The sequence below is a fragment of the Massilia sp. UYP11 genome (assembly GCF_050434805.1).
Taxonomy (GTDB): domain Bacteria; phylum Pseudomonadota; class Gammaproteobacteria; order Burkholderiales; family Burkholderiaceae_D; genus Telluria.
In genome coordinates, this window is record NZ_JBNDJE010000032.1 from 1 (window position 1) to 22,015 (window position 22,015).

A 22,015-nucleotide genomic window follows, 5' to 3' on the forward strand; every position below is an offset into this window, starting at 1 on the left:
CTCGCAATGGCACGTCCACCAGGGCTTCGCCGATCCGGCCGCCACGCCGACTGTGCGCAAGACCTTGGCCGGGATCGCGCGCACCAATGGCCGCCCGAAGAAGAAGGCCAAGGCGCTGCCGATCGAAGATCTGGAGCTGATCGTGGCGAACCTGGCCAGCCTGGGCACGCTGAAGGCGGCGCGCGATAACGCGCTGCTGCAGGTGGGCTTCTTCGGGGGATTCCGGCGCAGCGAGCTGGTGGGCATCAAGGTCGACCACATCACCTGGGAAGCGCAGGGGATCACGCTCACGCTGCCACGCTCGAAGACGGATCAGACCGGCGAGGGCGTGGCCAAGGCGATCCCCTACAGCGCTGGGCCGTGCTGCCCAGCGACGGCGTTGCGGACATGGCTGGACGCTGCCGGCGTGGCCAGCGGCCCGGTCTTCCGGTCGATCAGCAAGTGGGGCGTGGTGGGCGCCGATCGCCTGAATCCGGCCAGCGTCAACACCATCTTGGCCGGCGCCGCCCAGCTGGCCAAGCTCGGCTACGTGCCGGAACTGTCCAGCCACAGCCTGCGGCGCGGCATGGCCACCAGCGCGCATCGCGCCGGCGCCGAGTTTCGCGACATAAAGAAGCAAGGTGGTTGGCGCCACGACGGCACGGTTCAGGGCTATATTGAAGAAGCGGGGTTGTTCGAGGAGAATGCGGCGGGTAGTTTGTTGCGTTCGCGCACCAGGACCAGCGGCTGAACTGGCTGCGCGCCGGCGGCTGATCTCCGCTGGGATGCGTAAACTTACTATACAGGTATCGTAACTTTACCCATGCCGGCCTCTGGCCACCGGCTGACAGCGTCACACCCCAAGGGGAATGGCCGCATTTGAAATCAACGGCTTACGCGGTTCGACGGTAGCCAGAAGGGCTTAGCGCCCGATTTTTTCCGTTTTCCCTATTCGCCCCAATAACCGATTGCTGTGCTGTTGGCGGTTGCCTGGGAATAGGCGCCGGTCGCGGTCGAGTTGACGCCTTGCGCGTTGGCGGCGAGACCGGTTGCGGTCGAAAAATTGCCGGTGGCCGTCGCACTGGTGCCAGTCGCGGTGCTGTAATTGCCGCTGGCGACGGCGATCGCGCCCGTTGCGGTGCTGCCGGTCCCGGTCGCGGATGCTCCGGCGCCGGTCGCCGTCGTCTGGTCCTGCGTGGCCTGGGCGTTATGGCCGGTAGCGGTCGAGTCGGCGCCTTGTGCGTTTGCCATGTAACCGGTCGCGGTACTGCGATCGCCGCTGGCATTGGCGTAGCCTCCGGTTTGGGTGCTAGATGCGCCGCTACCTGGTGCGCTCTGTGCATGGACGTTACCGGCGAAGATGCCGGCGAGAAGAATCGCGAACGTAGTCTTTTTCATGGTGTCATCCCTAAAAATTGACGCGCAAACGTGTGCGTCAGGACGACAATTGTAGTTTTGCAATAAATGTTGCGAAATAGAAATAGAGCTGTAAACCCAATTTGCGGCGTTTTGAGGCGTTTTCTGTTACGTGAGTGGGAAAGGTCCAATTAACCGCGATCGCAGCGTGTAGCCCTGTTCTCGTGGCTCCATGAGCATTCGGCGGCTTAAAACTTAACCACAAGCGAGCGCATTCCCTTTCCCTGCTAAACCTTACGGGCGGTTCTGCTGTCGAGCGGGGGCGATTTGAGTCCGATCCGGCGCCTTAGCGCCGGACTGTGCGAGCGCGAAGCGCGTAGACACAGCCGCATGGTCGGATGCCGCCGATAGGCGGCACGCCCGCCCGTCCTGGCAAGCCCCGGCGCCGGGGCGCAGTCCAGTTGGAAATCGTGGCGTACCTGGACTACGTGATAAGTCAACTTTTCTTCCTTCGAGCCAGCGCGCCCGTCGGCGCTCGGGTTGCGCACCGATTTCGTTCCGAAATCGGCACGCCCGGTTAACTTTGAAAACCGAGAAATCAAAAACCTGAAAACCCAAAAGCAACACCGGCGATCCCTATGGGATCGACCGGCGCGGCGGCGGTTGCGTATCGGGGTTGGGGGGGCTGGTTTATTTTGCCCCCCTTGGGGGGCCTCGATCGTACTCGCTGCGAAGCCATGCGAGTACGTTTTAAGAGTGTTTATAGGCTCGTTTTTAAATACGTTTTTAGGCGACGGTTTTCCCTATGAAAAATCGCGCGAATTCTGACAAAGACCGAGTTAGCCTGACGTTTACCGATCTAGTCTGACAACGGCCGAGTTAGCCTGACGTTTACCGAGTTCTCTGACAAAGACCGAGTTAGCCTGACACATCGTCACTCTTGACAGAATTCAATAACTCTGACAACCTAGATTCAATGTCAGATTTAAGGGTGTGCGATGCCAGAAGCAGCAGAAATTGTGCAGTACGTGGAAGGCGCCATAGGCACGTTAAACGTCAACATGAGCAATCAGCTCGTGCGCATGGCACATGGGCTGTCTCTCCCTGAAAAACGTGTTGTATCGGTCTGTATGGCGAAGCTGGATAGCCTGCGCGCCGAGGCCGGCCGGTACAAGTTCAAGATCTCGGCAAATGAATTTGCAAAGGAATTCGACCTAGATGGCGTGACCGCCTACGAACAGCTCAAGGCTGTGGGCGACAAACTGTTAGACCGGAAGGCCCGCACGATCGAGAAAACGCCTCGTGGTGAGAAAGAGCGCAAATGGGTGTGGGTGAGCGGTGTTACCTACCATCACGGCGAGGGATGGATTGAACTCGCCTTCTCGCCAGAGATGACGCCGCACCTGGTTGAGCTGAGCAAGGAATTCACCAGCTACAAGCTCCGGCATACGGTCGCGCTGCGCTCGGTCTATTCGTGGCGACTGTTCGAGCTGCTGATGCAGTTCAAAAAAACCGGCATGCTGCGCATCACTGTCGATGATTTCTGCTTTGCGATGGAGGCGCCGCCAAGCTGTGTAAAGGACTTCGGCCAGCTTCGCCGCCGCGTGATTGATCCTGCTGTAGCCGAGCTGGGTTTGAAAAATAGCCTGGTCATTGAATACACCGCGACGAAAAACGGCGGTCGCAAGGTGTCGGGTTTGGAGTTCAAGTTTTACATCAACCCTCAAGCTGCGTTCTCCGAATTCTGACATTCGCCAGAGCAAGACAGACTAACTCGGTAAATGTCAGAGTTCAGCATAGGCAGTCCATACGGCGGCGAGCCAATCGCCGTATGGGTTCCTTGCCTATTCACTCCCTCTTGAATCGAGCCATTCGTAGGCCGTGCTCTCGGCGTCGGCGTATGCCTCTGCCAGCATGAAGGCGTGGTAGGCGTCGGCCGGCCGCGCTGATGCGGCCATGGTCAGCCAGTGCGCGCGCTCCTGCTCGCTGCACTCGTTCCACCAGCGCATGCCGGCGTCGGCGTCGCTGTCGTCGACGGGGAACACGCCGCCGCCCATTTCTTCCTCGGTCTCGAGAAGTCGCAGACGCCAGCCGCCGCCCAGCTCGACCGGGCGCGGGGTAATCTCGTAGCTGTAGCTCATGCCGTGGCCTTTCGTGTTTTCGATATGGTCTGGTGCACGATGCTGAGGGCGTGCTGTACTGCTTCCTTGCGCGTGCTCATTCCCCACTGTTCCATCAATTCCGCGAGCTGGCCAGCCTGCGCCGGGTCGAGGAAAAAATCTAACCTGGTGGAGCCTTGCGCCGCGCGGCTCTGCCGGCTTTGGCGGGCGCGATCGCGCGCCGGCAACTGCTCGCCCGATCCGGCCGGTCGGCCACCGGCACGGCGTTTCTGTTCTTCCATGATGCCTGTCCTTGATGAGTCCAACTGCGGAAACTTTAGCGGTGTATGTGACCGGTCACAAGAACATTTTCGCCGTTTGACATAAAACCCGTTCCACGCGGTCAATACCATGCTGATATTTTCGCAGCCGGTTGCGAAAACGTGACTTGTCGCCGGCCGGCGCACGCTGAAACACTCTTGCCCGCGCCGCTGCACCTGGTCACGGTTTCCGACGTTGGAACTGCCGGCCGAGTGAAAGCACGTGTCGGTGCCGGCGTTGACATTCACCCTGCGTTACAAGTGCGACCGAACTAGTATCATGCCTACATGGATCATGGATCGAGGGACACGCGATGACCAGCATGCACAATCCGCCTCACCCGGGGGAAGTGTTGAGAGAATACTTAGGGGATTCCACTATCGACGTCGCCGCTGCTCGGCTCGGGATTGACTCTGAGCAGCTTGAACGCATCATTGCCGGCGCCACTGCTGTATCACCTGAACTAGCTTCCCGCTTGGGTATGGCCTTGAACACCAGTCCCGAGTTGTGGGTAAGGATGCAAGCACAATACGATTTACGAATGCGTGGCTGAAAGCGCGTGCCGGCGTTGGCATGCTGAAACACTCACACTCGCACTGCCGGTGACGGTTTAGCCTGCTTGGCCCTGTTCCGTATGGATTCGGTGTTGCAACGCCATGGCTTGGTAAAAACAATCCTTTTCCACCTCCAAAGCTAGAGCGCTAAACTCTTTGGGGTCTAGACCTTCCATCACATCAGGGACGGAAAAGGTTCGTTTCACACCTGTACGCGTAAGCTCGACAATCTCTGTAGACCGCGCGTCCCAATCAGCATGAGCAACGAATGTATCCCTTTTGGTAATGATAAGGACGTGCAACGCTCTTTGTGTAGAGTTGTTGGTGATCCACCAGAATTCATCAATCGACAGCTTTTTGACAGCCTGCCCTGGTGACTGGTTTCTGCTGAACGGCCGACAGTACGCCACGATGGCAGCAACTATCAGCGTCTCGCGCAACGTGTGCGACAGCTCCGCTTTCAATCCATCGCTTTGGCTGTCCAGCTCGGCATAAGCATCAAGGTATCGACGAGCGTCCTGCATATCCAGCATAGCCAGGTGCAGGCGGTTTGCACGTTGATGGTCCTTAGGAAGTTCGCCCATGATGTCCTTTTGGCATGGTATTGCACCGGCTGAAAACAACCTTAGCTAATCACGATTTTTGACGCCAGTAGTGCACTTAAAAACTCGCGCTACTTCCATAAGTCACTGATTTTAAAGGGCAATTCCTGTATAATAGAGGCTATTACCAACCTCTGTAGGAGACCCAGAATGAAGCGCAAAAACGGCTTGACGAAGCGAGCAAAAATCCGGAAAAACCGAGCTACTGATGGCGGGCATGCTACCCTCAGAGCGTTCCCTTTGCTGCATAGTTTGAAGAACGCTCTGAGGGTAGCATGCCCGCCAGTCACTGTCAATTTATACAGTGTTTTCTGACTATTGTGCCTCTTTGGCTTCGTCTCCTTTTGTCACGACTCCTATACCACAACCAAAAGGTTGTGCTACTATATGTTCATCGAAGCGACTGACCAGATGAGATTGAGCGCTTCCCAGCGGCGAAAGCCGTACTCGCGCAAGGCGGGTCGTAAGTGGTGTCTGGATCTGCTGTACCGAACACGAAATAGGCACCTCCGGGTGCCTTTTTTCGTTTCTTCCTTAACGTTTCGTAGCAACCGGCTGGTTCATAAAAATCTTGCCACAAAGCAAGTAAAAGTTCATGGGGCCAAGCAAATTAGGTGGCCCTTCTTCAGGGATTTCGTAATAGGCGCTCTCGATCACGATGTTCAAGTCTTGCAGGTGCTTCTGGTGTCCTGCTGCTCGACGCACCTCTAAAAAGATGTGATACGGTCCGGCTGGGTCTTCAATCGTCAGCGAATAACACCAGTTACGCCTGGCGGCTGTTTGGATCACCTTTACCTTAGGATGATTCATGCCGTGGATCAATGCAGGCAGCGCCTTAGACAGGCGATACCGAATCCGGCAAAACGAGCGTGGACTTGATGTGAACTCGTCAATAATTGGCTCGCCGTCAATATGGTCCTCAGGCTTGTAGGCTTTCGTGAAACAATGGTTTTTGAACGTCACATGCAGACGGAGCCACTTTTTGGCCATCTTGCTTTCAAACTCCATCGTGAATGGCTCCAGGTGCGAAAATTCAAAGACCTCCCCTCCTAGGGTGAGCGTGTCGTAATAGGGTTGCGTCACCGGGTCATATCCTTGGATTATCGAAACAACTATTGTGCATCTTGCTGTGCACCTAAGCAAAGGTTGCGAGTGAAAGCACGTGCCTGCGTCGGCACGCTGAAACACTCACACCCGAACTGGCAGTGCGAAAAATCTTGACGCCGGCACGCCGCGCCGGCTGTCGTGATGCAACAGTAAGGCCGGGGGTCGTCCCCGTTCTTACAGGAGCAACACAGTGCAAACGACTTGGACTTTCGAGCATGGCCGGATCTGGGCCACGTGCGCCGATGGGCACGGCATCGCCACCTGGGAAGCCGAACCCGCGTTCGGCTTCCTCGTCGACGTGCTCAACGTCAGCCCGGGCCTGAGCGCCTTGCTGCTGGCTGGCTGGGCGTCCTGCCGGCGCCGATCGCGGCGCCCGGTGCGGTTGCTCAATTTGAGTAACCCGTCACGGTAATTCCTTTCCTCCCTCCGACAGCACGGCGCGGGCCGGCGCCGTTGCAGCGGGCTTGGGTGGGCCATCAAGGGAAAGGATCTCCATTCGCCAGGCCTGCGGGCGCCACTTGTTGAAAAGGCCGTCCGTGGTGATCCCTGACGCATTGAGGTTCTTCCCCAGGGCCACGCGCACGACGGAATCGGCCAGCGGCGGCAACACCTCCTGGCCATTCGCGCGCAGGCGGGAAACCATCGTATGCCGGCGCAGCTCCTTTACGAATTCCTCGCCGTGGGTCAGCTCCCCGACCAGCACGCCGTGCCGCTGGAAGGCTTCACGCCATTTTGGTATTAGCTGGCCGTCCGGGTCGAATCCCAAGACCACGCTCACCCACATATTGCCCCCTACAAATACTGTATGTTTGTACAGTATATCAATAAGGCTCGTGTTTTCACCCACGCGGCCCGGTTAGTCAAATTGAGTAACCGCGCCTCGATGCCGGCGCCAGCCGGAAAACCCACCAGAGGAACGATCGGGCGAAGGCTCGCACAATCGGGGCATGCACTTGCAACCACGCCGAGCGGTCGCCGGCAACATAGTTGCTATACGTGTTTTTGCCCCTATGGAGCCACGATGCTGATTAAGTTTTCCCCTGCCGTCATTACCGCCCTTGCCGCCCTGGTGGTGACGCTCGACAGTCACCCGGTCGGCGCCGCCTGCCTGGTGGCCGTGCTGCTGGCCAGCGGCGCGGCCGTCGCGCTCGCACGACGCCGCAAGCCTGAGCCTGAGCCGGCCGAGCGTGGGTGAAAGCACGTGCCTTGCGCGTAGCTGCGGCTGGCGTAGTTCCTGTAACTGCGCCGGCCGTAGCTGCTCGCCTTGCCTACTATAGTCTGCAAGAAACTTCTTGTATGTGGTGTATGTTGGTGTATAATGATGTACATGAACACGAAGATACGAACCAATATTTACCTTGATGCCTGGCAGCATGAAAAACTGTCCGAGCTGAACAAGGAAACGGGGGCGCCAGTTGCAGAGCATGTGCGCCGCGCGATCGATGACTACCTGGAGAAGCAAGGGAAAAAGAAGGACGCCGGCAACGGCGGAAAGCAGGAGTAGCAGCAGAAGTAAAGCGGCGCTAGACGGTGCGGGAACACCGAAAAGCGCCTGACCAAAACCTCACTAATCAGGAGTGAAATCATGGCTAAGTCCAATTCTATCGTTATTGCCGGCGTACCGTTTAGCGCCTGCGAAAAATTCGGTCCGCGCACGCTTGCCGCGATGTTCGGCCCGGTCCTCCCCCGTCCTCTGCGTGCCGATCGCTCCGGCGCCGTCTCGGTCGCCAGTGCGGCCCGCTACCTCGACCAGCAGCACGCCAAGGCAATGGCGATGTTTGCCGATGACGAGCTGGTGACGCCTGGTACGCCGGCAGCGCTGGCCGAGTTCGCCTAACAGCTATCGGGCTATAACGCTATCAAGCTATCTTGATAGCGTTAAGCGATTGATTTCAAAGGACATTTACAACAGTTACCGCCCGGAAATGTGGAATAATTGTTGTACTTTTTAAAGGGGAGTTTTCCATGTATACCAACCAAGTAATCATCAACGCTGCGTCCCGCGAAGTGCCGGCCGCAGCTCGCAAAAGTACGGCCGGCCTTGTCCTGCTGTTGCCCTTCGCTGCTGCCGCTGCTGCTGGCGGCGCCGGCTTCGGTCTGTGGTCCGGTGATGTGGCAATGGCCTGGCTGCTGGTCCTCGGTGCTGTGGCCGTGTGGCGGGGCGTAACGCTCGCAACGGGCAAGCGCATCAGCGATATTTTCGCTGTCTTCGCCCTGGCCGGCTTGGCCGGTGTCGCGTTGGCTGTCCTGTGCGGCGGTGTCGTGCTGCCGGTGATCGGCGCCGTTGTCGCCGGCATCGCCCGCCTGGGCCTGTCGAAAATCGAACTCCGGGGGTGGGAACATGCGTAAGTCTGCCGTTGCAATCGCGCTTCTCTCCCTCGCTTTTCATGGGGTGGCCGGTGCCGGCGCCGTCATCGGTGCCACGGAGCCGACACAGATCCTCAACAATCTCCAGCTCGGCGCGCAGTACGTCGAGCAGGCCCAACAGACGATTCACCAGTTCAACCAGTATCAGACGATGCTCCAAAACCTCAAGCAGATGACGCCGAGCGCCCTGCTTGACCAAGCGGCGCAAAAGCTGTGGCAGGACCAGAACATGACGCAGGCTTTCCGCAACCTGCAAAAGATCGTCGTAGGCGGGCAGGAAATCAGCTATAGCCTGTCCACGGTCGACGGCAAGTTCAAGCAGCTGTATCCGGGCTATGGGGCGACGAGCGCCGACTACAGCCGTGCATACCGCGATTGGTCGGGCAATACGCTGAACAGCGTTAAAAATGCCCTATCCCTGATTTCGGCGCACTCCGAGAACTTCACCACCGAACAGGGCATGGTTAATGAACTGGTGGCGAAGTCTCAAACGGCAGGCGGGCAGTTGCAGGCTCTGCAAGCCGGCAATCAGATCAGTGTCGCCATGGTCGGCCAGATGCAACAGCTTCGCCAACTCCAAATGGCACAAGCGAATGCCCAAATGGCCTACATGAGCGGCCAGCAGGCCAAGCAAGACAGTAGCGACGCATCGTTGCGCGGCTACTTCAACCGGGGAACTACGCGCGTGCGTACCCTGGATGAAATCAGCAAGTCATCCAAATAACCTGAAAGGACGCATCATGTACAAATTCGCTATCGCTCTGGCCCTCTCCTGCACTCTCGCTGCCTGCGGCAAATCGGAGGCGCCGAGCCAGCCCGCCGCCCCGGCCGCGCCCACGGTCAGCGAAAGCCAAAAGGCCGAAGCACTCCGCCAGTTCACGGACCGCAAGCCCGCCAAGATCCGCACCTTGGCCGAGATTCAAGCTGAGGAAAAAGCGGCCAAGGAGGCTAAAAATGCAGCGCAAAAATAGCCATTGGATTTTCCCTGCCCTGGTGTTGCTGCTCGCGTTCGCCGTCACCGAAACGGCCAGCGCGGCGCCTGTCCTCGATACTGCCGTCGATAAGTTCGAGGCGGCGACAAAGCTTTTCGGAGAAAGGATTCAGTCGGTCGGCGTGCGCCTGTTGTTCCTACTGACGGGCATTCAAGTATCCGTCAACATGATTATGCTGCTGCTCAAAGAGATCAGCCTTGAAGCGGTAGTCGGTTCTGTGGTGCGCGTGATGATGACTACCGGCTTTTTCTACAGCATCATGCTCTTTGGTTCTACCTGGCTGCCGGCCATCATCAACAGTTTCGACCTGATCGGGCAACAGGGTAGCGGCCTGTCGCACCTGTCGCCATCGGCCATCATCACGCAAGGGATCGACCTGCAAAATCTCATGGTTGCCACCTTCAACGACTCGACTGGCGCAAATCAAGGCTTGTTCGCTGCGATCCAGAATTTCGTGCCGGGTATGACGATGGTGATTATCTGTATCGTCATCCTGCTTAGCTTCGTCATCCTGGCGGCGCAAATGGCCCTGACGCTGATTTCCGGGTGGATGTGGATGTGTGTTACTCCCTTGCTCATGGGCTTTGGCGGCTTGCAGTTCACGCGCGATATTGCGATCAACTCCCTCAAGGGCGGCATCGCGATCGGCATGAAAATCCTGGTGGTGTACTTGATTGTCGGCGTGGCCGGCACACTGGCGCCGATCATGGGTGAGTCCATGAAGGACGTAACTCTTACGGACTGGTCGCCTATGTATTGGTCGCTGGCCGTGTCCGCGATCCTGGCCTATCTGAGCTTTCAATTGCCGAAGGTCGCGGCCGACTTGATGAACGGTACGGCGTCCCTCTCTGCCGGCGATGCTGGTTCCAATGTCGCTATGCTGGCGGCTGGTGCGGTCGGTGCCGGCGTGGCTGCTGGTGGCGTGATGGCAGCTACCGCCGCCGCTGGCAAAGCCGGCGCAGGCGCCGCCATGACGGGCGCACAAGCTCTGTCCTCCCTTCTCGGTTCGACCATGGGGCAAGGCACGATCTCGAACGCTGCGGGTGCAGCCTCGGCCGTGAGCGGTGCAGCCGGCGCGTCCTCCAGTGCAGCGAGTATGCCGGGTCTGTCGGGGAGCGGCATCGGTAGTTCGGTTGCCAACGGCGGCGCCGCACGTGGCCCTAGCGCGTCCTCTCCGTCGACGTCCTCGGCTTCTTCAAGCGCGCCCGCGCCTTCGTCGCAATCAGGTGCAAGCGGTCAAAACGCATCGGCTACCAGCGCAGGGCAAAGCGCCGGATCTTCCGGCCAAAGCACGCAGGGCAATTCGGGGGCGCAAAGCGCGCAGCCGGCGCCGGCGCCGGGAGCGACAGCGCGTGACCTGGGCGGCTTCGTTCCTAACGACTTCGCGCCGGCCGGTGGCTTGGGTGACGCTTCAACGGCCTCGATCTCGGGCGGTTCCGGCCCGGCCAATGACGCCGCAGGGCCACGCGAAGCAATGCGACAAGGCCAAGGCCCGCGCCTGCAAGATCGCATTCGATCTGCTGGCGACTCGCTGCCGCAGGATGGTCATACGGTCGGCCTGGCTGCGAATATCACGGCTCACGTTGGGGAATAAGCTGCCGACGTAACCGCACCAGCTCAACAAAAAAGCCCTGCGATCGCAGGGCTTTTTCTTTGGGCCGGTCAGTTGGACCAGTGATCCATCGCGACACGGAATTGCGTCTCATAGCAGGGCCAGCAGCGGCGCCGCTCGTCGCCTGATATGTTCGTCAGTGGCGCCGGCATCGAGCCGCAACGGCACGGCATCACTTTGGCCTCTGGCTCTCGCTGCAAGGCGGCATCCCATAACGGCTTGGTGTCGTAGGCCATCAGCGCCTCCCGATCGGCGCCGCCGTCGTCTTATCGTCCATGCTCATAATCGCATTCCCTTTCTTCGGCCAGCCGGCATTGCCGGCACTGGCCGCAGTTGCATTCATTGTCTGATGGATGGCCGGCACGGATCAGGAGCGGCATCCGATGATTGGCGGCTTCCTGCTGCGCCTGCAACAGCAGCAGCAGAATCGCGGCTTGGAGCGCGAAAAACATCGCCCACTTGAAACCGCCCTTCCCTGCTTGCAGCGCCTTGCTACGGGCCGGTAAAACGACCCTGTAGCGCATGGGACGGTTAGCGGCCGTAACCATACGAAGCGTCGATGTGATAGCCAAGCTTGCGCTCTACCTGGATTTCGTCGCCGATCGAAAAGCTGTGGCCCGCTGCCGGCACCAGCGCGCGTACCGGCTTGCCGCTCTCGTCGGAGAACTCCACGGCGAAATAGCTTTCGTCCCTTACCACGGCTTCCGCGACAATCTCGCCCTCGATCATGGCATCAGCGGCTAGAATCACATGCTCGATGCCGGTTTCTTCCGACAGCGCCGCCACGGCTTCGGCTTCGGCTTCTTCGCGCTTCTCCTGGTCGGCCGCGCGCTGCGCGTAATCGACGGTCGCCTTGCGGTGGTCGCTCTCCATGCGCAGATAGTCTTGCGTGCCGAGTTCACCCGGAGCGTGCCCGCCTTCGAACACGCGCTCGGCGCGCACGCGGTCCACTTCCTTTGCTTCGGCTGCACGTTCCTTTGCCGCGTCGGCCTGCGCCTTCTCGCCCGCGAGCTGTTCGCGTACTTGCTCGGTGCGCGCGTTGGCAATGCGCGCCTCTACGATGTCGATGTGGGTGTGGGTCTCTACCATCCGCTCGCTTTTCAAGGCGCCCAGCGCGCCGGTAAAGCGGTTCCCTGACGTGTATTCCTTCTGCCGCACCGTCTCCGGTGCTTGGGCCTGCTGCGCCTGCTGTTCCTGCGCCTGTTGGATCTCGGCGGCTGGCTCCACGGCCGGCACGCCAGAAAAGCCGTTCAGCTCGTCCAGTTCGCGGCGGGCCGCGTGCTCGGTGTCGCGGGTGGTGACAAGCTGCGCGTCGATCGCGGCGCGGCGGTCCGGATCTGCGCTCTCGCGCTCGCGCTCCAATGCCTCGCGGCTGGCCGTCGCATTCGCATAGCGGTTGGTGACTTCTTCTTTCATGTGAACTCCTTAGCGGTTGGTGTTATCGCCCGTGGCCGTGGCCGCGATCGAGGTCTTTAACGTGCGTGACCTGGCCAGCGCTGTAGCGGATTGCGACTTCATCGCCGGGCTTGGGCAGCTCGTTAAATTGGGTGCGCAGATGGTGAATAACGGCCTTCTCCGTCTGCTGGTAGACATACGTGTTATCGACGGCGAGGATCTCGCCCTTGTAGGTGCCGTGCTGCTTGTGCGGCGCCTGCGCGCCTGGCACAGCAAGAACCGGCTCCGGTGCCGGCGCCGCGGCCTGCTCCTTGACAACAGCGGCCGGCTTCTTGGCCTCGGCGTCCTTCGCCTTCGGCTTGGCCTTCTCGCGGGCTTGTAGGGCGGCGTCGGCCTTCTCCTTCTCCTTGCGTGCGCGCTCGACCTCGATCGCCTTCCTGCCCTGCTCTCGCAAGCGCTGGCGGTCGATCTTCTGTTGTTCGAGCTGGTGTTTCATGCGCTGCAAATGCGGGTCGCTGAAGTCGACCGGAATATTCTTTTCGACCGCGATCCGCACCGCCTCGGCCTTGAACTGGTCAGAGCCGTGCAGCGTCAACGTCTTGCCGAACTTCGACTTAGCCAGGTACAGCCCTTCCTCGATCACATCGCCGTCACTGGCGCGCAAAATGTTCACGCGCTTGCCTTCGTCTTTCAATGCCTCCTGGCCGTCGATCCTGTAGGTGATGTGTCCCTTGAGGTCGACCGTGTAGCGCAAGTCCCGCTTGATCGGTGCGCCCTGCTCCTTGGCCTGCTGGTCCGCCGCCTTGATGTAATTCGCGGCGTCCTCTTTCTCGGCAATGTCCGGCGCGCGTTTGCGCAGCTCGGCCAGCGCCGCCTCGGCGTGCGACTCGTTGGTCTGTGCAGCTTCGGCAAGGAAGCGCTTTAGCAGGTTGTCGCCCTTCGCGCTCCACTTGGCCCGCTCGGCTGCGCGCGCGGCGTTGCGTGAATCGCGCGCTTCCTTCTTTGCATGCTCGCGTGTCGCCTTCGCAATGTCGATCAGGCGCTTGGCTTCGGCTCGCGTTATCGAGCGGTCGCCCTGGATACGCGACTTCGCCGCGTTGAAATCCTTTGTAGCCTGGTCGATCGCATCGGCATGGGTGCGCGTAATCGCTGCTGCGGCCTGGCTTCGCTCCTTCGGTGCCTCATGCTGCTTCCAGCTTTGGTACTTGTCCCACAGCTCGCGTGATGGCGCCGGCTTCGCCTGGTGATGCACGTTGCCACGCTGCGCGGCGTACACCTCGCGCAGGATCGGCGCGGCATCCTTCCACGGTAGGTTCATATGCTTTGTGAGGAAGTCAGAGACGTTCAAATTTTGGTTGCCGCACTTGATCCGTTCGCTGCCGTCCCTCCCGCGAGTGACCACGTATTTATCGGCCAGAACGCCGTGCGTCTTCGACAGGTGGGCCAACAGCCGGCCCGCCTCAAGGTTCTGTTTAATCTCTCCGAACTCCCCGCCCTTGCTTGCCTTCGCAACGGCGCCGCGCTCGTCCAGTTCGCGCCGGTAGCGCCCTACTACGCTGGCTGTGCGCTGGGTGTCCCGCTCGGCAGGTGGGCGACTTTGCCTTTGATTTCCTGTACGTCCGTCAAGAGCGGCTGCAACAGCTCGGATAGCTGCTCGATCAGCGATGTTTCCGGCTGCGCGGTCAAGATTTCCAGCAGCTCCGCGAGCTGCTGCGAGATCTGCGCTTGATGATCTGAGATTGTCTCCAATACGTTCAAAAGCCGCTGCTCGTCTGTCGGTGCGTTCGTTTGTTGGCTCATGCTCTACTCCTTGCTCTTTATAGAATTCAGTTTCTTGCCGCTTTAATTCCTTGAGCTTGTCGGCTTCGCTCATTTTCTGGTACAGCTTGTATTTCTTATCTCCGGAATTGAGATACTTTATTTCCTTCGATCGTACATTGACCCATTCTTGCATTAGCTTACTGCGTTCCTCCGCCGTGAACTTCGCAACCTTCGTAAGCTGCTGTATTTTTTCCAACGTTGGAAGTTCAATAAATGCTCGGCTAAAAACATGCTCACCGTTCTTGCGATTGAAGTTGATCCCTTTGCTTTGTCCGTGTGGAACCAAGTTCAAATGTTCGCCGTACTTCCCTTGCACTTCCTTTACTGTGCCATACCTCTGCAATAGATTCTTAAAGCTTTCATACGATGTTATATCTTGCTCGATCATCGCCGCGCGAATCTCGGTTTTCAATTCCTTGCCCGCGCCGGAAAACTCGTCGCTGTTGATGCGACTAATAATGTCGGCCTTACTAGAAAAGTCGGTACGCCTATTATCCGCAGGGTCGGCAAGATTAAATTTCGCGTTGATGTGCTCTTGCAACGCTTTAGCAAATTTCTGTGAATGCGGGTAGTAGCCAAATGGATTTGCCACTTGGTTATCAAATAAGTTTTCAGTCGGTATGACAATATGGATATGCGGCATGCGGGGGTAAGGCTTGCCGGTTTTCTCGTCAATCAAAGATTTGATCTTTGGAAGATGCGCTTCTGCGTAATAGCAAATTTCGTCATCCTTGTAAGCTGCGCAAATATACGCCTTTACCTCGTCATTGATCGCCTGGAGCGTTTCAATGCTTAGATCATCTTCTTTGAAAGCCAAAGTAATATGTTTGTATCTTTCCCCCTGACCTTCCATATTATTGATAAGGAAGTCAGCCACATCGAGATTACCGGATAAGAAAACACGCTCGTCTAACTCGTCGCGATGATAGTTACGGCCTGCCTTTTTACCGTTAATCAGGTAATCAACAATTCCTGATTTCCCGCCATCAACCCTAATTAGCATTGTCAATACCTCGCTTCATTTCAACCGCGATGCGCTCAAGGGATGCAAGGATTCCTTTATAGGTCCGCTCGTCTAGTGTCCCGTCCAGGTGTGCTGCATTCACGCGATGGGCCAACTGGTTGATGTTGTTACTTGCTTTGCTGTACAGAAAAAGCAACTGCTTCAAATCGAGGGAAGGGCGGGCCTTGGCGATGATCGTCGGCTTACGACGTTGCAGCAGCTCCCGCAAGAATTCGGATTGGCTCATACCCGACTCGACATACTGCCGGTCGAGTTCGGTCTTGGTCGCGTCGTTCACACGCCAGGCGACGGTGCGTGTGAGCTTCTCGCTGTCGGGTTTGGTAGGTCGAGCCATGTTGTCTATCTTCCTGCGGAGCTGGTGAATTTCCGGGCCGCGTAGCGGCGCCGGGTTTCAAAGGGCAGCGCCCTTTGGCACGGATATTTTGCGGAAACCCGGAGGGTTTTTGCAAACATATCTCACGTGCCTGTGTTAGCACACAGCAACACTATAGCATATTCCGCATCTGCGCAACATCAGCATAAGATCAGCAAAGAATCTTAATGTTGCCTATTGACATCAGCAAAACATCACTATAAAGTCAGCAATAACCGCCGAAACTGCGGAAAGATCAGCAGAACATCAGCAAAACATCCGCAAAGCGACCAATGTTAGGGAAAGAGGGGCAAAGGTGAAGAAGCAACAGAGCTTTGCTGGCGTGATTCGCCAGCGCCTGGCAGACATCGAGGCACGTCTTGAGGTCGGCATCAGGCAGGAAGTCATCATTGGGGAGTTGAAGGAGGAAGGCTACGAAACGTCGCTGGCCAACTTCCGTAACGAGCTGTGGCGCGCAAGAAAGTGGCGCGATCGTCGAGAGACGGTAGCGTCCTCCACGCCGCCGCCAGTAGCCCGGTCAGCATCATCAGGTGCAGCGCCGGCAGCGCAGCAAACTTTGGATTGTGCAATCCAAAACGCGCAAGACGAAGGGAAGAAAAGCGATGAGCTGGACGACCTGCCGGCAATGGAAAAGTATCGCCAAGCAACAAACCCGGAAGCGGTCGAGAAGAAATTCGAGACTTACTCCACTAAAGCCAAACGTGTTAATCCACTGAAATAAGGAAGAAATTATATGAAAATCGCTCTCATCAACTTTTCGGGTAACGTCGGCAAAAGCACGCTGGGCCGTCATCTTTTCGCGCCTCGCCTGGGTGTAAATCTCATCAGCATGGAAACGCACAATGCAGATGAAGGCGGCGTCCGAATCACCAGTAAAGATTTTGATTTTGTTCAGGAACATCTGTTGGATAACGATGCTGCGGTGGTTGATGTTGGATCTTCCAACATCGCCGGCTTTATCCAGCAAATGACCGAATACGATGCTTCGCACGAAGATTTCGATTTGTTTGTGGTGCCGGTCGTTCCAGCTGTCAAACAGCAGAAAGACACTATCGCCACTATTGATGCACTGCATTCAATCGGTGTGCCGGCGAAGAAGATTCGCGTTATTTTCAACGACCACGACAAGAGCGAAAATATCGAGGACGTGTTTGCTGTTCTGTTCAGCTACGCGGAAGCAGAAAAGAAATGCCTCGTTCGCCCTGGTGCGGTGGTTTATCACAATGATGTTTTCGAAAACCTCAAGGCAATGACGGATGCCGATGGCAAGCTATTGACCGTGCCGGCCTTGGCTGCGGACAAAACAGATTATGCAGAACTGCGCCGTAATACTACGGACGAAGAAAAGCGCGCCGAGTATATGGCTCTCCACCTGGAGAAGCGCCGCGCGGCCAGTGTCAACGAAAACCTCGACGTGGCATTTAAAGCCGTTACGAAATAAGCGGGGCAGGGATGGATACCATCGACCGTAAAAAACGCCTTGAAGGCCTGCGCGAGGAATTCATGCTTAATGTGCTGGACGACATTGATAAAGTGTCGCAGCGCGTACAAGAATTGTTCGACGTGCTTCCCGGCGTCACGGAGGGCGTTAATGCTCAGCTTCGCCCTTTGCTGGATGAAATTGCGGTGGCAATTGGTACGTTGAGCGATGAGAAGGACCGCACGATTCAACGTGCAAAGCAGCAAGTCACCCAAGTTGCAGATATTCGGTCGGATGAGCTTCGCCGCTTGGTATTCGAATTGTCCGGAAAAATCGCGGCGACTGTAGAAGAAGGCGCGAAAAATGCCGTTGTACCGGCGATCAATCAAATTCTCGATAAAGCCGCATCGGATTTGCGCGCTGCTGCAAACAACCTGAATACGGCGGCGGCGACGATCGCCCAGGCACACAAGGACTACGAAGCAGAGTTCAAACAGGGAAAGGCGGTCATCGAGCGTATGACGGGCGACGGGATCGAGGCCATCAGAAAGGCAAACGCTGCCAAGAAAAAACCGCTGCTGCCCACGGTCGGGATCGCGCTCGGCTGCTTGGTGATCGGTGCTGTGTTGACGATCGTTCTAGGTCGATCGCTGGGTGTCTTCTTGACGAAGGCTGACTTGACGGAGCTGATCGAGAACCAACGTGCGATCGCGGCCAAGCTGGACGGCGCGACAGGCGCAAAGGCGCTGCGCAAATGAAGTGGGCCGAGGGTTGCGCCTCGGCCCACATGACCAAAATTTTCACAACCGCTAAGGAGTTTCAAAAATGGCCGGAAGCGAGTTTAACAGAGTCGGAAAGGTTGCCCCATGAGTGAAGGACTACGCGGCGCCGCACAGGGCGCCGGCATTATCAGAAGCGGCTTGTCTGCCGCATGGCTCGGGCCGAGGGAGATCTACGCCTTCTTCGCGCACGGCACGCGCTACCACTTCATGCGTTACCCGGTAATCCTGGTGGCCGTGGTGCAGCTCTATCACGTGCTAAAGGCCGTGCTCACGCAAGGCGTGATTGCCGGCGTGCTGGGCCTCGTCATCATGGCGATTTCGGTCGGCCTCGGAACCCTGATCGCCAACCTGGTTGAAAAGCTGGGGTGGTGGTTCGCGTGGTATCCGGGCTTGGGCTACCGGCTCAAGGACGGGACGTTCCGCCCGATCGGCGCGTCTGCGGCCAGCTCGGCGCCGGCCAGCTTCGCGGGCTTGGGCGGTGCTGCCAAAGCCGATGAAACATTGATCCGTGGCGCCGCCGTGGTCGACGGCCCAGCGCTGGCCGCGCAGCTCAAGCGCGGTGTCAATCCTGACGATCTCGAACGGCTGATCGAGTTCGGCGGCGTGCCGGTGCCATTCGGCGCCGAACCGCAACACTTCCTGATCGAAGGTGCGACAGGCTCCGGCAAGTCGCAGGCGATCAACGGCATGTTGCGCGTGGTCCGCAAACGCCGGCAAGCGGCCATCATTGCCGATCCGGGCGCCGGCTATTTCGCCCGGTTCGGCCAAGCCGGCGAAACCATCCTCAACCCGCTAGACGGGCGCACCGCTGGATGGTCGGCCTACGCCGAGATCCGCGAGGAATACGATTGCCAGATGATCGCGAAGGCCGCTATCCCCGATGCGGCCGGCGAGGCGGGCGAGTGGAATTTCTACGCACAGACGATGCTTGCCGCCGCGCTGAAATCGCAATGGCAGGCCGGCGACTATTCGACGCGCAAGCTGCTGCACTTGATGAACTCGGCCACGATCAAAGAGCTTGAGCCGATCCTTGTCGGCACGGCTGCATATCCGATGATCCAGAAGGGCGGCGAGAAGGCGCTTGCGAGCATCCGCATGATCGCATCGGTGTACTTGGCGGCGTGGGAATACCTGCCGGATTACGGTACGTTCTCCGTGCGCGATTGGGTCCGTAACTCCGACAGCAATCCGGCCTGGCTGTATCTGACCTACAGGGACGATCAAATGGCCCTGCTGCGGAACCTTATCGCGTGCTGGCTTGAACTGGCGATCGTGGAAGGCCTTACGCTGTCCGAGAATGCAAGCCGGCGCCTCTGGTACATCATGGACGAACTCGATTCGCTGGGTAAGGTGTCTAGCCTGCGCGCCGGCCTGACCAAGCTGCGCAAGTATGGCGGCGTATGCGTCTCGGGGCTGCAAACGATCGCCCAGCTCAGGACCACATACGGCAAGGACGAAGCGCAAACGCTCCTGTCGAGCATGAGCAATAAGCTCGTGCTGCGCGCTGGCGACAACGAGACCGGCAAGTATTTCGAGAACGAGTTGGGCGAACAGGAAGTGAAACGCGCCGAGGTCTCGAACAGCACAAGCACGCGCCTGGGCGAACTGCCCAACACCAGCGAGAACACCAGCGAGCGCCGCTCGCAACAAATGGCCGTCCTCGCATCGGAAGTGCAGGGCCTGCCGGATCTGCACGGCTTCCTCAAGTTGATCGGCCTGCCGATCGCGCGCGTGGTCTTGCAATACGTCGGCATGCCTGAACTGAATACGCCTTACATGGGCAAGAAAAAGGAAGTGAGCACGGTATGAAGATCGATACAGCAGCAGCAGGAAAAACCGCCGCTGTCATTGCCGGTATTTGGGCGATGATCCTCGTCGGTGATCTGTCGAGGCCCAGCAGCCCGCAACCAGTATCAACGTCGGAAGGGATCGCACACATGGTCCGTGGAGTGTTCGGCCTGAATGGTGACGCGCCCACAACGAACAGCGGCGGCAGTATTGCCGATGCTGGCCTGACGGCGGCCGACGCAGGGGGCGTTGTCCTGGTGGCGAGCGTGAAGCCGGGAAGCATCGCGGAACAATCCGGCTTCAAGGTGGGCGATCAGATCGGCGCCGTCAATCGGAACGTCGTCCACAATGCCGGCGAAGTGGCAACCCGGTATGAAGGGCAGGGCAGTACCTTCAACGTGAAGCGTAACGGCATTTCGGTCTATCCGAATATCGAAATGGGCAAAGTCCGTCCGATGGAAAACTTGATTGCCAGCGCGCCGGCCGCGCCGGGTGTCGGCCTCGATGTGATGGACATGGTAGGCATGTACCCGGCCGGCATCCATGCGCCCATGACGATGAATCCGGTGCCTGATGGCCTCGCTGCCGGCGCCGGCATCAAGGCCGAGCAATGGGTAACGGCTGTGAACGGCAAGCCGATCAAGACAGCGGCCGAGTATCGCCAGCTCGCGGTCGGCGATGGGCCGCTGACGTTGACGGTGGTGGACGTGAGCACGAATCCGCGCACGACCAAGGAAGTTAAAATCCGCTGATACGTTACGTTATCTTTGATACGTTACGTTATGAAAAAACGCCCCGAAAGGGGCGTTTTGCATTGAGGTTTCCGACGTCGGAAAAGGCGTCAGAACTTGAACGATCCGCCCGCGCGCCACGCTACCGGCCCGCCATTTGGAGACGCGGCCACGCCGCCCGAAATGACCATGTTGCGCCTGGTGACGTGGTGGACGCCGACCGCAACCGCGCTTTCTCCGCCATACCCGCCCATGCCGACCGTCACGGCAGACTCACCCGGCCCGATCGCGGCCGGCGCCTGCTGCATGGCGAGCGATGCGGCGATGCCGCGATAGGCCGCACGCTCCACGGCGCTGATTCGACCATCGAGCGCCGAGATCCTGCTACCGAGCTGGCCCACGCGCGCATCGGTGTAGGCGTTCGCCTCCTGCAACGTCCGGACCGCCGTCGCGTCGGTGTACTGCATGGCCTTGTCCACGCCGGCCAGCGCCGTATCGGCCGTGGCCTGTGCCGTGGTCACGGCGGCGGCGACGGTCGAAACACGTTCGTTGACGGCGTTGGTCTTGGTGGTGGCATCGGTGGCCGCTGCCTTGAGCGTGTCGGCTGCGCGCGAGTCGATATGCGCATTCACCTGGGCATAGTCCACGACGCCATCTTTGCCGTCGACGCCATCACGGCCAGCCGCGCCGGCTGCGCCGGCCACGCCCTGAACCCCTTGGATACCTTGGATGCCTTGGGCGCCTTGCGGGCCGGGAGTGCCGGCGCCGACGGCCGCGATCGCGGCGCTGAGCTGGCCGACCGTGGCCGCGTCGGAACTCGCCACACCGTCAGCGACGTTGACGATCCGGCGCGTGAGGCTGGTAGCTGCGTTGCCGACCGAAACCGTATTCGCGGCCGTAGCCATGGAATTGGTGCCAAGGGCCACGCTGTTGCCGCCTTGTGCGTTGGCTAAATAGGGGCGAATAGGGAAAACGGAAAAAATCGGGCGCTAAGGCGATTTGGCCGACCATATCGCCCGCAAACCATTCCGCGCGGCCGACTTGCAAACGCCCTGAGTCCATGCTGTATAGTCGTCATTTATGACCGGGGGCGGTCTTTGCTTGGAAAGATAAAAGATGTCGAACGCGCAGCTGATGGCAGTAGTCGAGGTAGACAAAGAAGATCGGATAATTTGTCAGCGCGACGGCTGTGGCCACAGCGTGTACAAACGCATCCACATCGTGCGGGAGAACGGGCGCTTCACCGTTCTCGGCTCCGAGTGCTTCAAGCTCCTATACGGCTCCGATGACACCGGGGCGGTGCCCCTTTATGGATCAAGCGCTGGCCAGCTTCTTACCGACGCCGAGCGTCAGGTGCTAATCGATAATACTGACCGCTTCATTGCAATGCTTGAAGCGCAGCGGCTTCAACTGGAACATGCCCGAGCCCTGGATTTACGCGCTAGACAAGAAGAACAGCGCGAGCGCGAGGAAGCTGCCCGAATTATCAGAGGCGCGTCGGATGCGCTGCGTGACGAAGAACGCAATGCTCAGTCGCTTGCCCTGGAAAACTGCCGCCGGCAATACCCAGGGCTCAATCTGGCCACACCAGGCTGGCAGGGCTTGGTTTATTTAGAGAAGCTAAGAATCTTGCGTGAGGGTCGTGGGAATCGATTCACGCAGCCGCGAACTGAATCCTCCCTCTTCTAGATT

General features: G+C 58.6%; 28 protein-coding genes. 17 read left to right on the forward strand and 11 right to left on the reverse strand.

The window, feature by feature from the left end; translation table 11 throughout:
* The coding region (locus ABIB38_RS23055; RefSeq protein ID WP_429207015.1) for a site-specific integrase at positions 1-730 on the forward strand (730 nt) is incomplete at its 5' end.
* A gap of 197 nt (positions 731-927) precedes the next feature.
* Here the strand turns inward: ABIB38_RS23055 and ABIB38_RS23060 are convergent.
* Positions 928-1,377: a hypothetical protein gene (locus ABIB38_RS23060; protein WP_429207017.1), complete on the reverse strand. Its 450-nt coding sequence runs from the start codon at positions 1,375-1,377 to the stop codon at positions 928-930.
* 956 nt (positions 1,378-2,333) lie between these two features.
* On the opposite strand from ABIB38_RS23060, the gene ABIB38_RS23065 reads away from it, so the two are divergent.
* On the forward strand, positions 2,334-3,083 hold the full coding sequence (locus ABIB38_RS23065) for a replication initiation protein (RefSeq protein ID WP_429207019.1): 750 nt from the start codon (positions 2,334-2,336) through the stop codon (positions 3,081-3,083).
* 96 nt (positions 3,084-3,179) lie between these two features.
* On the opposite strand, the gene ABIB38_RS23070 is transcribed toward ABIB38_RS23065, so the two are convergent.
* A complete protein-coding gene (locus tag ABIB38_RS23070) occupies positions 3,180-3,476 on the reverse strand; it encodes a hypothetical protein (protein WP_429207020.1) in 297 nt (98 codons plus the stop codon).
* Positions 3,473-3,736, reverse strand: coding sequence for a hypothetical protein (locus tag ABIB38_RS23075; RefSeq protein ID WP_429207021.1), 264 nt, complete (start codon positions 3,734-3,736; stop codon positions 3,473-3,475). Before ABIB38_RS23075 ends, ABIB38_RS23070 begins: the two co-directional genes overlap by 4 nt.
* A 341-nt stretch (positions 3,737-4,077) precedes the next feature.
* On the opposite strand from ABIB38_RS23075, the gene ABIB38_RS23080 reads away from it, so the two are divergent.
* Entirely contained in the window at positions 4,078-4,308 is a 231-nt protein-coding gene (locus tag ABIB38_RS23080; protein WP_429207060.1) for a HigA family addiction module antitoxin, read from the forward strand.
* A 57-nt stretch (positions 4,309-4,365) separates the two neighbouring features.
* Here the strand turns inward: ABIB38_RS23080 and ABIB38_RS23085 are convergent, their stop codons facing one another.
* On the reverse strand, positions 4,366-4,893 hold the full coding sequence (locus ABIB38_RS23085; protein ID WP_429207023.1) for a hypothetical protein: 528 nt from the start codon (positions 4,891-4,893) through the stop codon (positions 4,366-4,368).
* 552 nt (positions 4,894-5,445) lie between these two features.
* Entirely contained in the window at positions 5,446-5,994 is a 549-nt protein-coding gene (locus tag ABIB38_RS23090) for a hypothetical protein (RefSeq protein WP_429207024.1), read from the reverse strand.
* 214 nt (positions 5,995-6,208) lie between these two features.
* Between ABIB38_RS23090 and ABIB38_RS23095 the strand changes: the two genes are divergently transcribed.
* Positions 6,209-6,430: a hypothetical protein gene (locus ABIB38_RS23095; protein WP_429207026.1), complete on the forward strand. Its 222-nt coding sequence runs from the start codon at positions 6,209-6,211 to the stop codon at positions 6,428-6,430.
* Here ABIB38_RS23095 and ABIB38_RS23100 read toward each other — a convergent pair.
* Positions 6,422-6,802: a hypothetical protein gene (locus tag ABIB38_RS23100; RefSeq protein WP_429207028.1), complete on the reverse strand. Its 381-nt coding sequence runs from the start codon at positions 6,800-6,802 to the stop codon at positions 6,422-6,424. The genes ABIB38_RS23095 and ABIB38_RS23100 overlap by 9 nt on opposite strands.
* Positions 6,803-7,039: 237 nt before the next feature.
* Here ABIB38_RS23100 and ABIB38_RS23105 point away from each other — a divergent pair, with 237 nt between their 5' ends.
* The 7 genes from ABIB38_RS23105 (at position 7,040) to trbL (ending at position 10,971) form a co-directional block, all read left to right on the forward strand.
* Positions 7,040-7,213 carry a hypothetical protein gene (locus ABIB38_RS23105; protein WP_429207029.1) on the forward strand — a complete coding sequence of 58 codons (174 nt, stop codon included), beginning with the start codon at positions 7,040-7,042 and terminating at the stop codon, positions 7,211-7,213.
* Between the two features lie 132 nt (positions 7,214-7,345).
* Positions 7,346-7,522: a ribbon-helix-helix domain-containing protein gene (locus tag ABIB38_RS23110; protein WP_429207031.1), complete on the forward strand. Its 177-nt coding sequence runs from the start codon at positions 7,346-7,348 to the stop codon at positions 7,520-7,522.
* Between the two features lie 81 nt (positions 7,523-7,603).
* Complete coding sequence (locus ABIB38_RS23115; RefSeq protein WP_429207033.1) at positions 7,604-7,855, forward strand: hypothetical protein; 252 nt, start codon at positions 7,604-7,606, stop codon at positions 7,853-7,855.
* A 128-nt stretch (positions 7,856-7,983) separates the two neighbouring features.
* Positions 7,984-8,367 (forward strand): hypothetical protein, encoded by a 384-nt coding sequence (locus tag ABIB38_RS23120; RefSeq protein WP_429207035.1) that lies wholly within the window; start codon positions 7,984-7,986, stop codon positions 8,365-8,367.
* A complete protein-coding gene (gene trbJ, locus ABIB38_RS23125; protein ID WP_429207037.1) occupies positions 8,360-9,109 on the forward strand; it encodes a P-type conjugative transfer protein TrbJ in 750 nt (249 codons plus the stop codon). Before ABIB38_RS23120 ends, trbJ begins: the two co-directional genes overlap by 8 nt.
* Before the next feature lie 16 nt (positions 9,110-9,125).
* Positions 9,126-9,356 (forward strand): hypothetical protein, encoded by a 231-nt coding sequence (locus ABIB38_RS23130; protein ID WP_429207038.1) that lies wholly within the window; start codon positions 9,126-9,128, stop codon positions 9,354-9,356.
* Entirely contained in the window at positions 9,340-10,971 is a 1,632-nt protein-coding gene (gene trbL, locus ABIB38_RS23135; RefSeq protein ID WP_429207040.1) for a P-type conjugative transfer protein TrbL, read from the forward strand. Before ABIB38_RS23130 ends, trbL begins: the two co-directional genes overlap by 17 nt.
* A 284-nt stretch (positions 10,972-11,255) precedes the next feature.
* Here the strand turns inward: trbL and ABIB38_RS23140 are convergent, their stop codons facing one another.
* The 4 genes from ABIB38_RS23140 to ABIB38_RS23155 are packed head-to-tail and all read right to left on the reverse strand — an operon-like array spanning position 11,256 to position 15,563.
* Entirely contained in the window at positions 11,256-11,513 is a 258-nt protein-coding gene (locus tag ABIB38_RS23140) for a hypothetical protein (RefSeq protein WP_429207042.1), read from the reverse strand.
* Positions 11,514-11,520: 7 nt separating this feature from the next.
* Positions 11,521-12,405: a hypothetical protein gene (locus ABIB38_RS23145; protein WP_429207043.1), complete on the reverse strand. Its 885-nt coding sequence runs from the start codon at positions 12,403-12,405 to the stop codon at positions 11,521-11,523.
* A 22-nt stretch (positions 12,406-12,427) separates the two neighbouring features.
* The gene (locus ABIB38_RS23150; RefSeq protein WP_429207044.1) at positions 12,428-15,208 is read right to left on the reverse strand and encodes an LPD7 domain-containing protein; all 2,781 of its coding nucleotides are present in this window, start codon (positions 15,206-15,208) and stop codon (positions 12,428-12,430) included.
* Positions 15,198-15,563, reverse strand: a complete 366-nt coding sequence (locus ABIB38_RS23155; protein ID WP_429207046.1) for a plasmid mobilization protein — start codon at positions 15,561-15,563, stop codon at positions 15,198-15,200. The genes ABIB38_RS23150 and ABIB38_RS23155 overlap by 11 nt, the downstream gene beginning before the upstream one ends.
* Positions 15,564-15,897: 334 nt before the next feature.
* On the opposite strand from ABIB38_RS23155, the gene ABIB38_RS23160 reads away from it, so the two are divergent.
* The 5 genes from ABIB38_RS23160 to ABIB38_RS23180 all read left to right on the forward strand — a co-directional run bounded on the left by ABIB38_RS23160 (position 15,898) and on the right by ABIB38_RS23180 (position 20,344).
* Entirely contained in the window at positions 15,898-16,323 is a 426-nt protein-coding gene (locus ABIB38_RS23160; protein ID WP_429207048.1) for a hypothetical protein, read from the forward strand.
* A gap of 12 nt (positions 16,324-16,335) precedes the next feature.
* The gene (stbB, locus tag ABIB38_RS23165) at positions 16,336-17,043 is read left to right on the forward strand and encodes a StbB family protein (RefSeq protein WP_429207050.1); all 708 of its coding nucleotides are present in this window, start codon (positions 16,336-16,338) and stop codon (positions 17,041-17,043) included.
* 11 nt (positions 17,044-17,054) lie between these two features.
* Positions 17,055-17,780: a hypothetical protein gene (locus ABIB38_RS23170; protein ID WP_429207052.1), complete on the forward strand. Its 726-nt coding sequence runs from the start codon at positions 17,055-17,057 to the stop codon at positions 17,778-17,780.
* Between the two features lie 108 nt (positions 17,781-17,888).
* A complete protein-coding gene (locus ABIB38_RS23175; RefSeq protein ID WP_429207054.1) occupies positions 17,889-19,613 on the forward strand; it encodes a type IV secretion system DNA-binding domain-containing protein in 1,725 nt (574 codons plus the stop codon).
* Complete coding sequence (locus ABIB38_RS23180; RefSeq protein ID WP_429207056.1) at positions 19,610-20,344, forward strand: PDZ domain-containing protein; 735 nt, start codon at positions 19,610-19,612, stop codon at positions 20,342-20,344. Before ABIB38_RS23175 ends, ABIB38_RS23180 begins: the two co-directional genes overlap by 4 nt.
* Positions 20,345-20,433: 89 nt before the next feature.
* Here the strand turns inward: ABIB38_RS23180 and ABIB38_RS23185 are convergent, their stop codons facing one another.
* On the reverse strand, positions 20,434-21,249 hold the full coding sequence (locus tag ABIB38_RS23185) for a YadA-like family protein (RefSeq protein ID WP_429207057.1): 816 nt from the start codon (positions 21,247-21,249) through the stop codon (positions 20,434-20,436).
* Between the two features lie 190 nt (positions 21,250-21,439).
* Between ABIB38_RS23185 and ABIB38_RS23190 the strand changes: the two genes are divergently transcribed.
* Positions 21,440-22,012: a hypothetical protein gene (locus tag ABIB38_RS23190; protein WP_103243984.1), complete on the forward strand. Its 573-nt coding sequence runs from the start codon at positions 21,440-21,442 to the stop codon at positions 22,010-22,012.
* Positions 22,013-22,015: the final 3 nt, after the last annotated feature.

Excerpts from the sequence above, each read along its gene's own strand:
- ABIB38_RS23060 (WP_429207017.1), bottom strand. The coding sequence starts at position 1,377 with ATGAAAAAGACTACGTTCGCGATTCTTCTCGCCGGCATCTTCGCCGGT.
- ABIB38_RS23065 (WP_429207019.1), top strand. The coding sequence starts at position 2,334 with ATGCCAGAAGCAGCAGAAATTGTGCAGTACGTGGAAGGCGCCATAGGC.
- ABIB38_RS23070 (WP_429207020.1), bottom strand. The coding sequence starts at position 3,476 with ATGAGCTACAGCTACGAGATTACCCCGCGCCCGGTCGAGCTGGGCGGC.
- ABIB38_RS23075 (WP_429207021.1), bottom strand. The coding sequence starts at position 3,736 with ATGGAAGAACAGAAACGCCGTGCCGGTGGCCGACCGGCCGGATCGGGC.
- ABIB38_RS23080 (WP_429207060.1), top strand. The coding sequence starts at position 4,078 with ATGCACAATCCGCCTCACCCGGGGGAAGTGTTGAGAGAATACTTAGGG.
- ABIB38_RS23085 (WP_429207023.1), bottom strand. The coding sequence starts at position 4,893 with ATGGGCGAACTTCCTAAGGACCATCAACGTGCAAACCGCCTGCACCTG.
- ABIB38_RS23100 (WP_429207028.1), bottom strand. The coding sequence starts at position 6,802 with ATGTGGGTGAGCGTGGTCTTGGGATTCGACCCGGACGGCCAGCTAATA.
- ABIB38_RS23105 (WP_429207029.1), top strand. The coding sequence starts at position 7,040 with ATGCTGATTAAGTTTTCCCCTGCCGTCATTACCGCCCTTGCCGCCCTG.
- ABIB38_RS23110 (WP_429207031.1), top strand. The coding sequence starts at position 7,346 with ATGAACACGAAGATACGAACCAATATTTACCTTGATGCCTGGCAGCAT.
- ABIB38_RS23115 (WP_429207033.1), top strand. The coding sequence starts at position 7,604 with ATGGCTAAGTCCAATTCTATCGTTATTGCCGGCGTACCGTTTAGCGCC.
- ABIB38_RS23120 (WP_429207035.1), top strand. The coding sequence starts at position 7,984 with ATGTATACCAACCAAGTAATCATCAACGCTGCGTCCCGCGAAGTGCCG.
- trbJ (WP_429207037.1), top strand. The coding sequence starts at position 8,360 with ATGCGTAAGTCTGCCGTTGCAATCGCGCTTCTCTCCCTCGCTTTTCAT.
- ABIB38_RS23130 (WP_429207038.1), top strand. The coding sequence starts at position 9,126 with ATGTACAAATTCGCTATCGCTCTGGCCCTCTCCTGCACTCTCGCTGCC.
- trbL (WP_429207040.1), top strand. The coding sequence starts at position 9,340 with ATGCAGCGCAAAAATAGCCATTGGATTTTCCCTGCCCTGGTGTTGCTG.
- ABIB38_RS23140 (WP_429207042.1), bottom strand. The coding sequence starts at position 11,513 with ATGCGCTACAGGGTCGTTTTACCGGCCCGTAGCAAGGCGCTGCAAGCA.
- ABIB38_RS23145 (WP_429207043.1), bottom strand. The coding sequence starts at position 12,405 with ATGAAAGAAGAAGTCACCAACCGCTATGCGAATGCGACGGCCAGCCGC.
- ABIB38_RS23150 (WP_429207044.1), bottom strand. The coding sequence starts at position 15,208 with ATGCTAATTAGGGTTGATGGCGGGAAATCAGGAATTGTTGATTACCTG.
- ABIB38_RS23155 (WP_429207046.1), bottom strand. The coding sequence starts at position 15,563 with ATGGCTCGACCTACCAAACCCGACAGCGAGAAGCTCACACGCACCGTC.
- stbB (WP_429207050.1), top strand. The coding sequence starts at position 16,336 with ATGAAAATCGCTCTCATCAACTTTTCGGGTAACGTCGGCAAAAGCACG.
- ABIB38_RS23170 (WP_429207052.1), top strand. The coding sequence starts at position 17,055 with ATGGATACCATCGACCGTAAAAAACGCCTTGAAGGCCTGCGCGAGGAA.
- ABIB38_RS23175 (WP_429207054.1), top strand. The coding sequence starts at position 17,889 with ATGAGTGAAGGACTACGCGGCGCCGCACAGGGCGCCGGCATTATCAGA.
- ABIB38_RS23180 (WP_429207056.1), top strand. The coding sequence starts at position 19,610 with ATGAAGATCGATACAGCAGCAGCAGGAAAAACCGCCGCTGTCATTGCC.
- ABIB38_RS23190 (WP_103243984.1), top strand. The coding sequence starts at position 21,440 with ATGTCGAACGCGCAGCTGATGGCAGTAGTCGAGGTAGACAAAGAAGAT.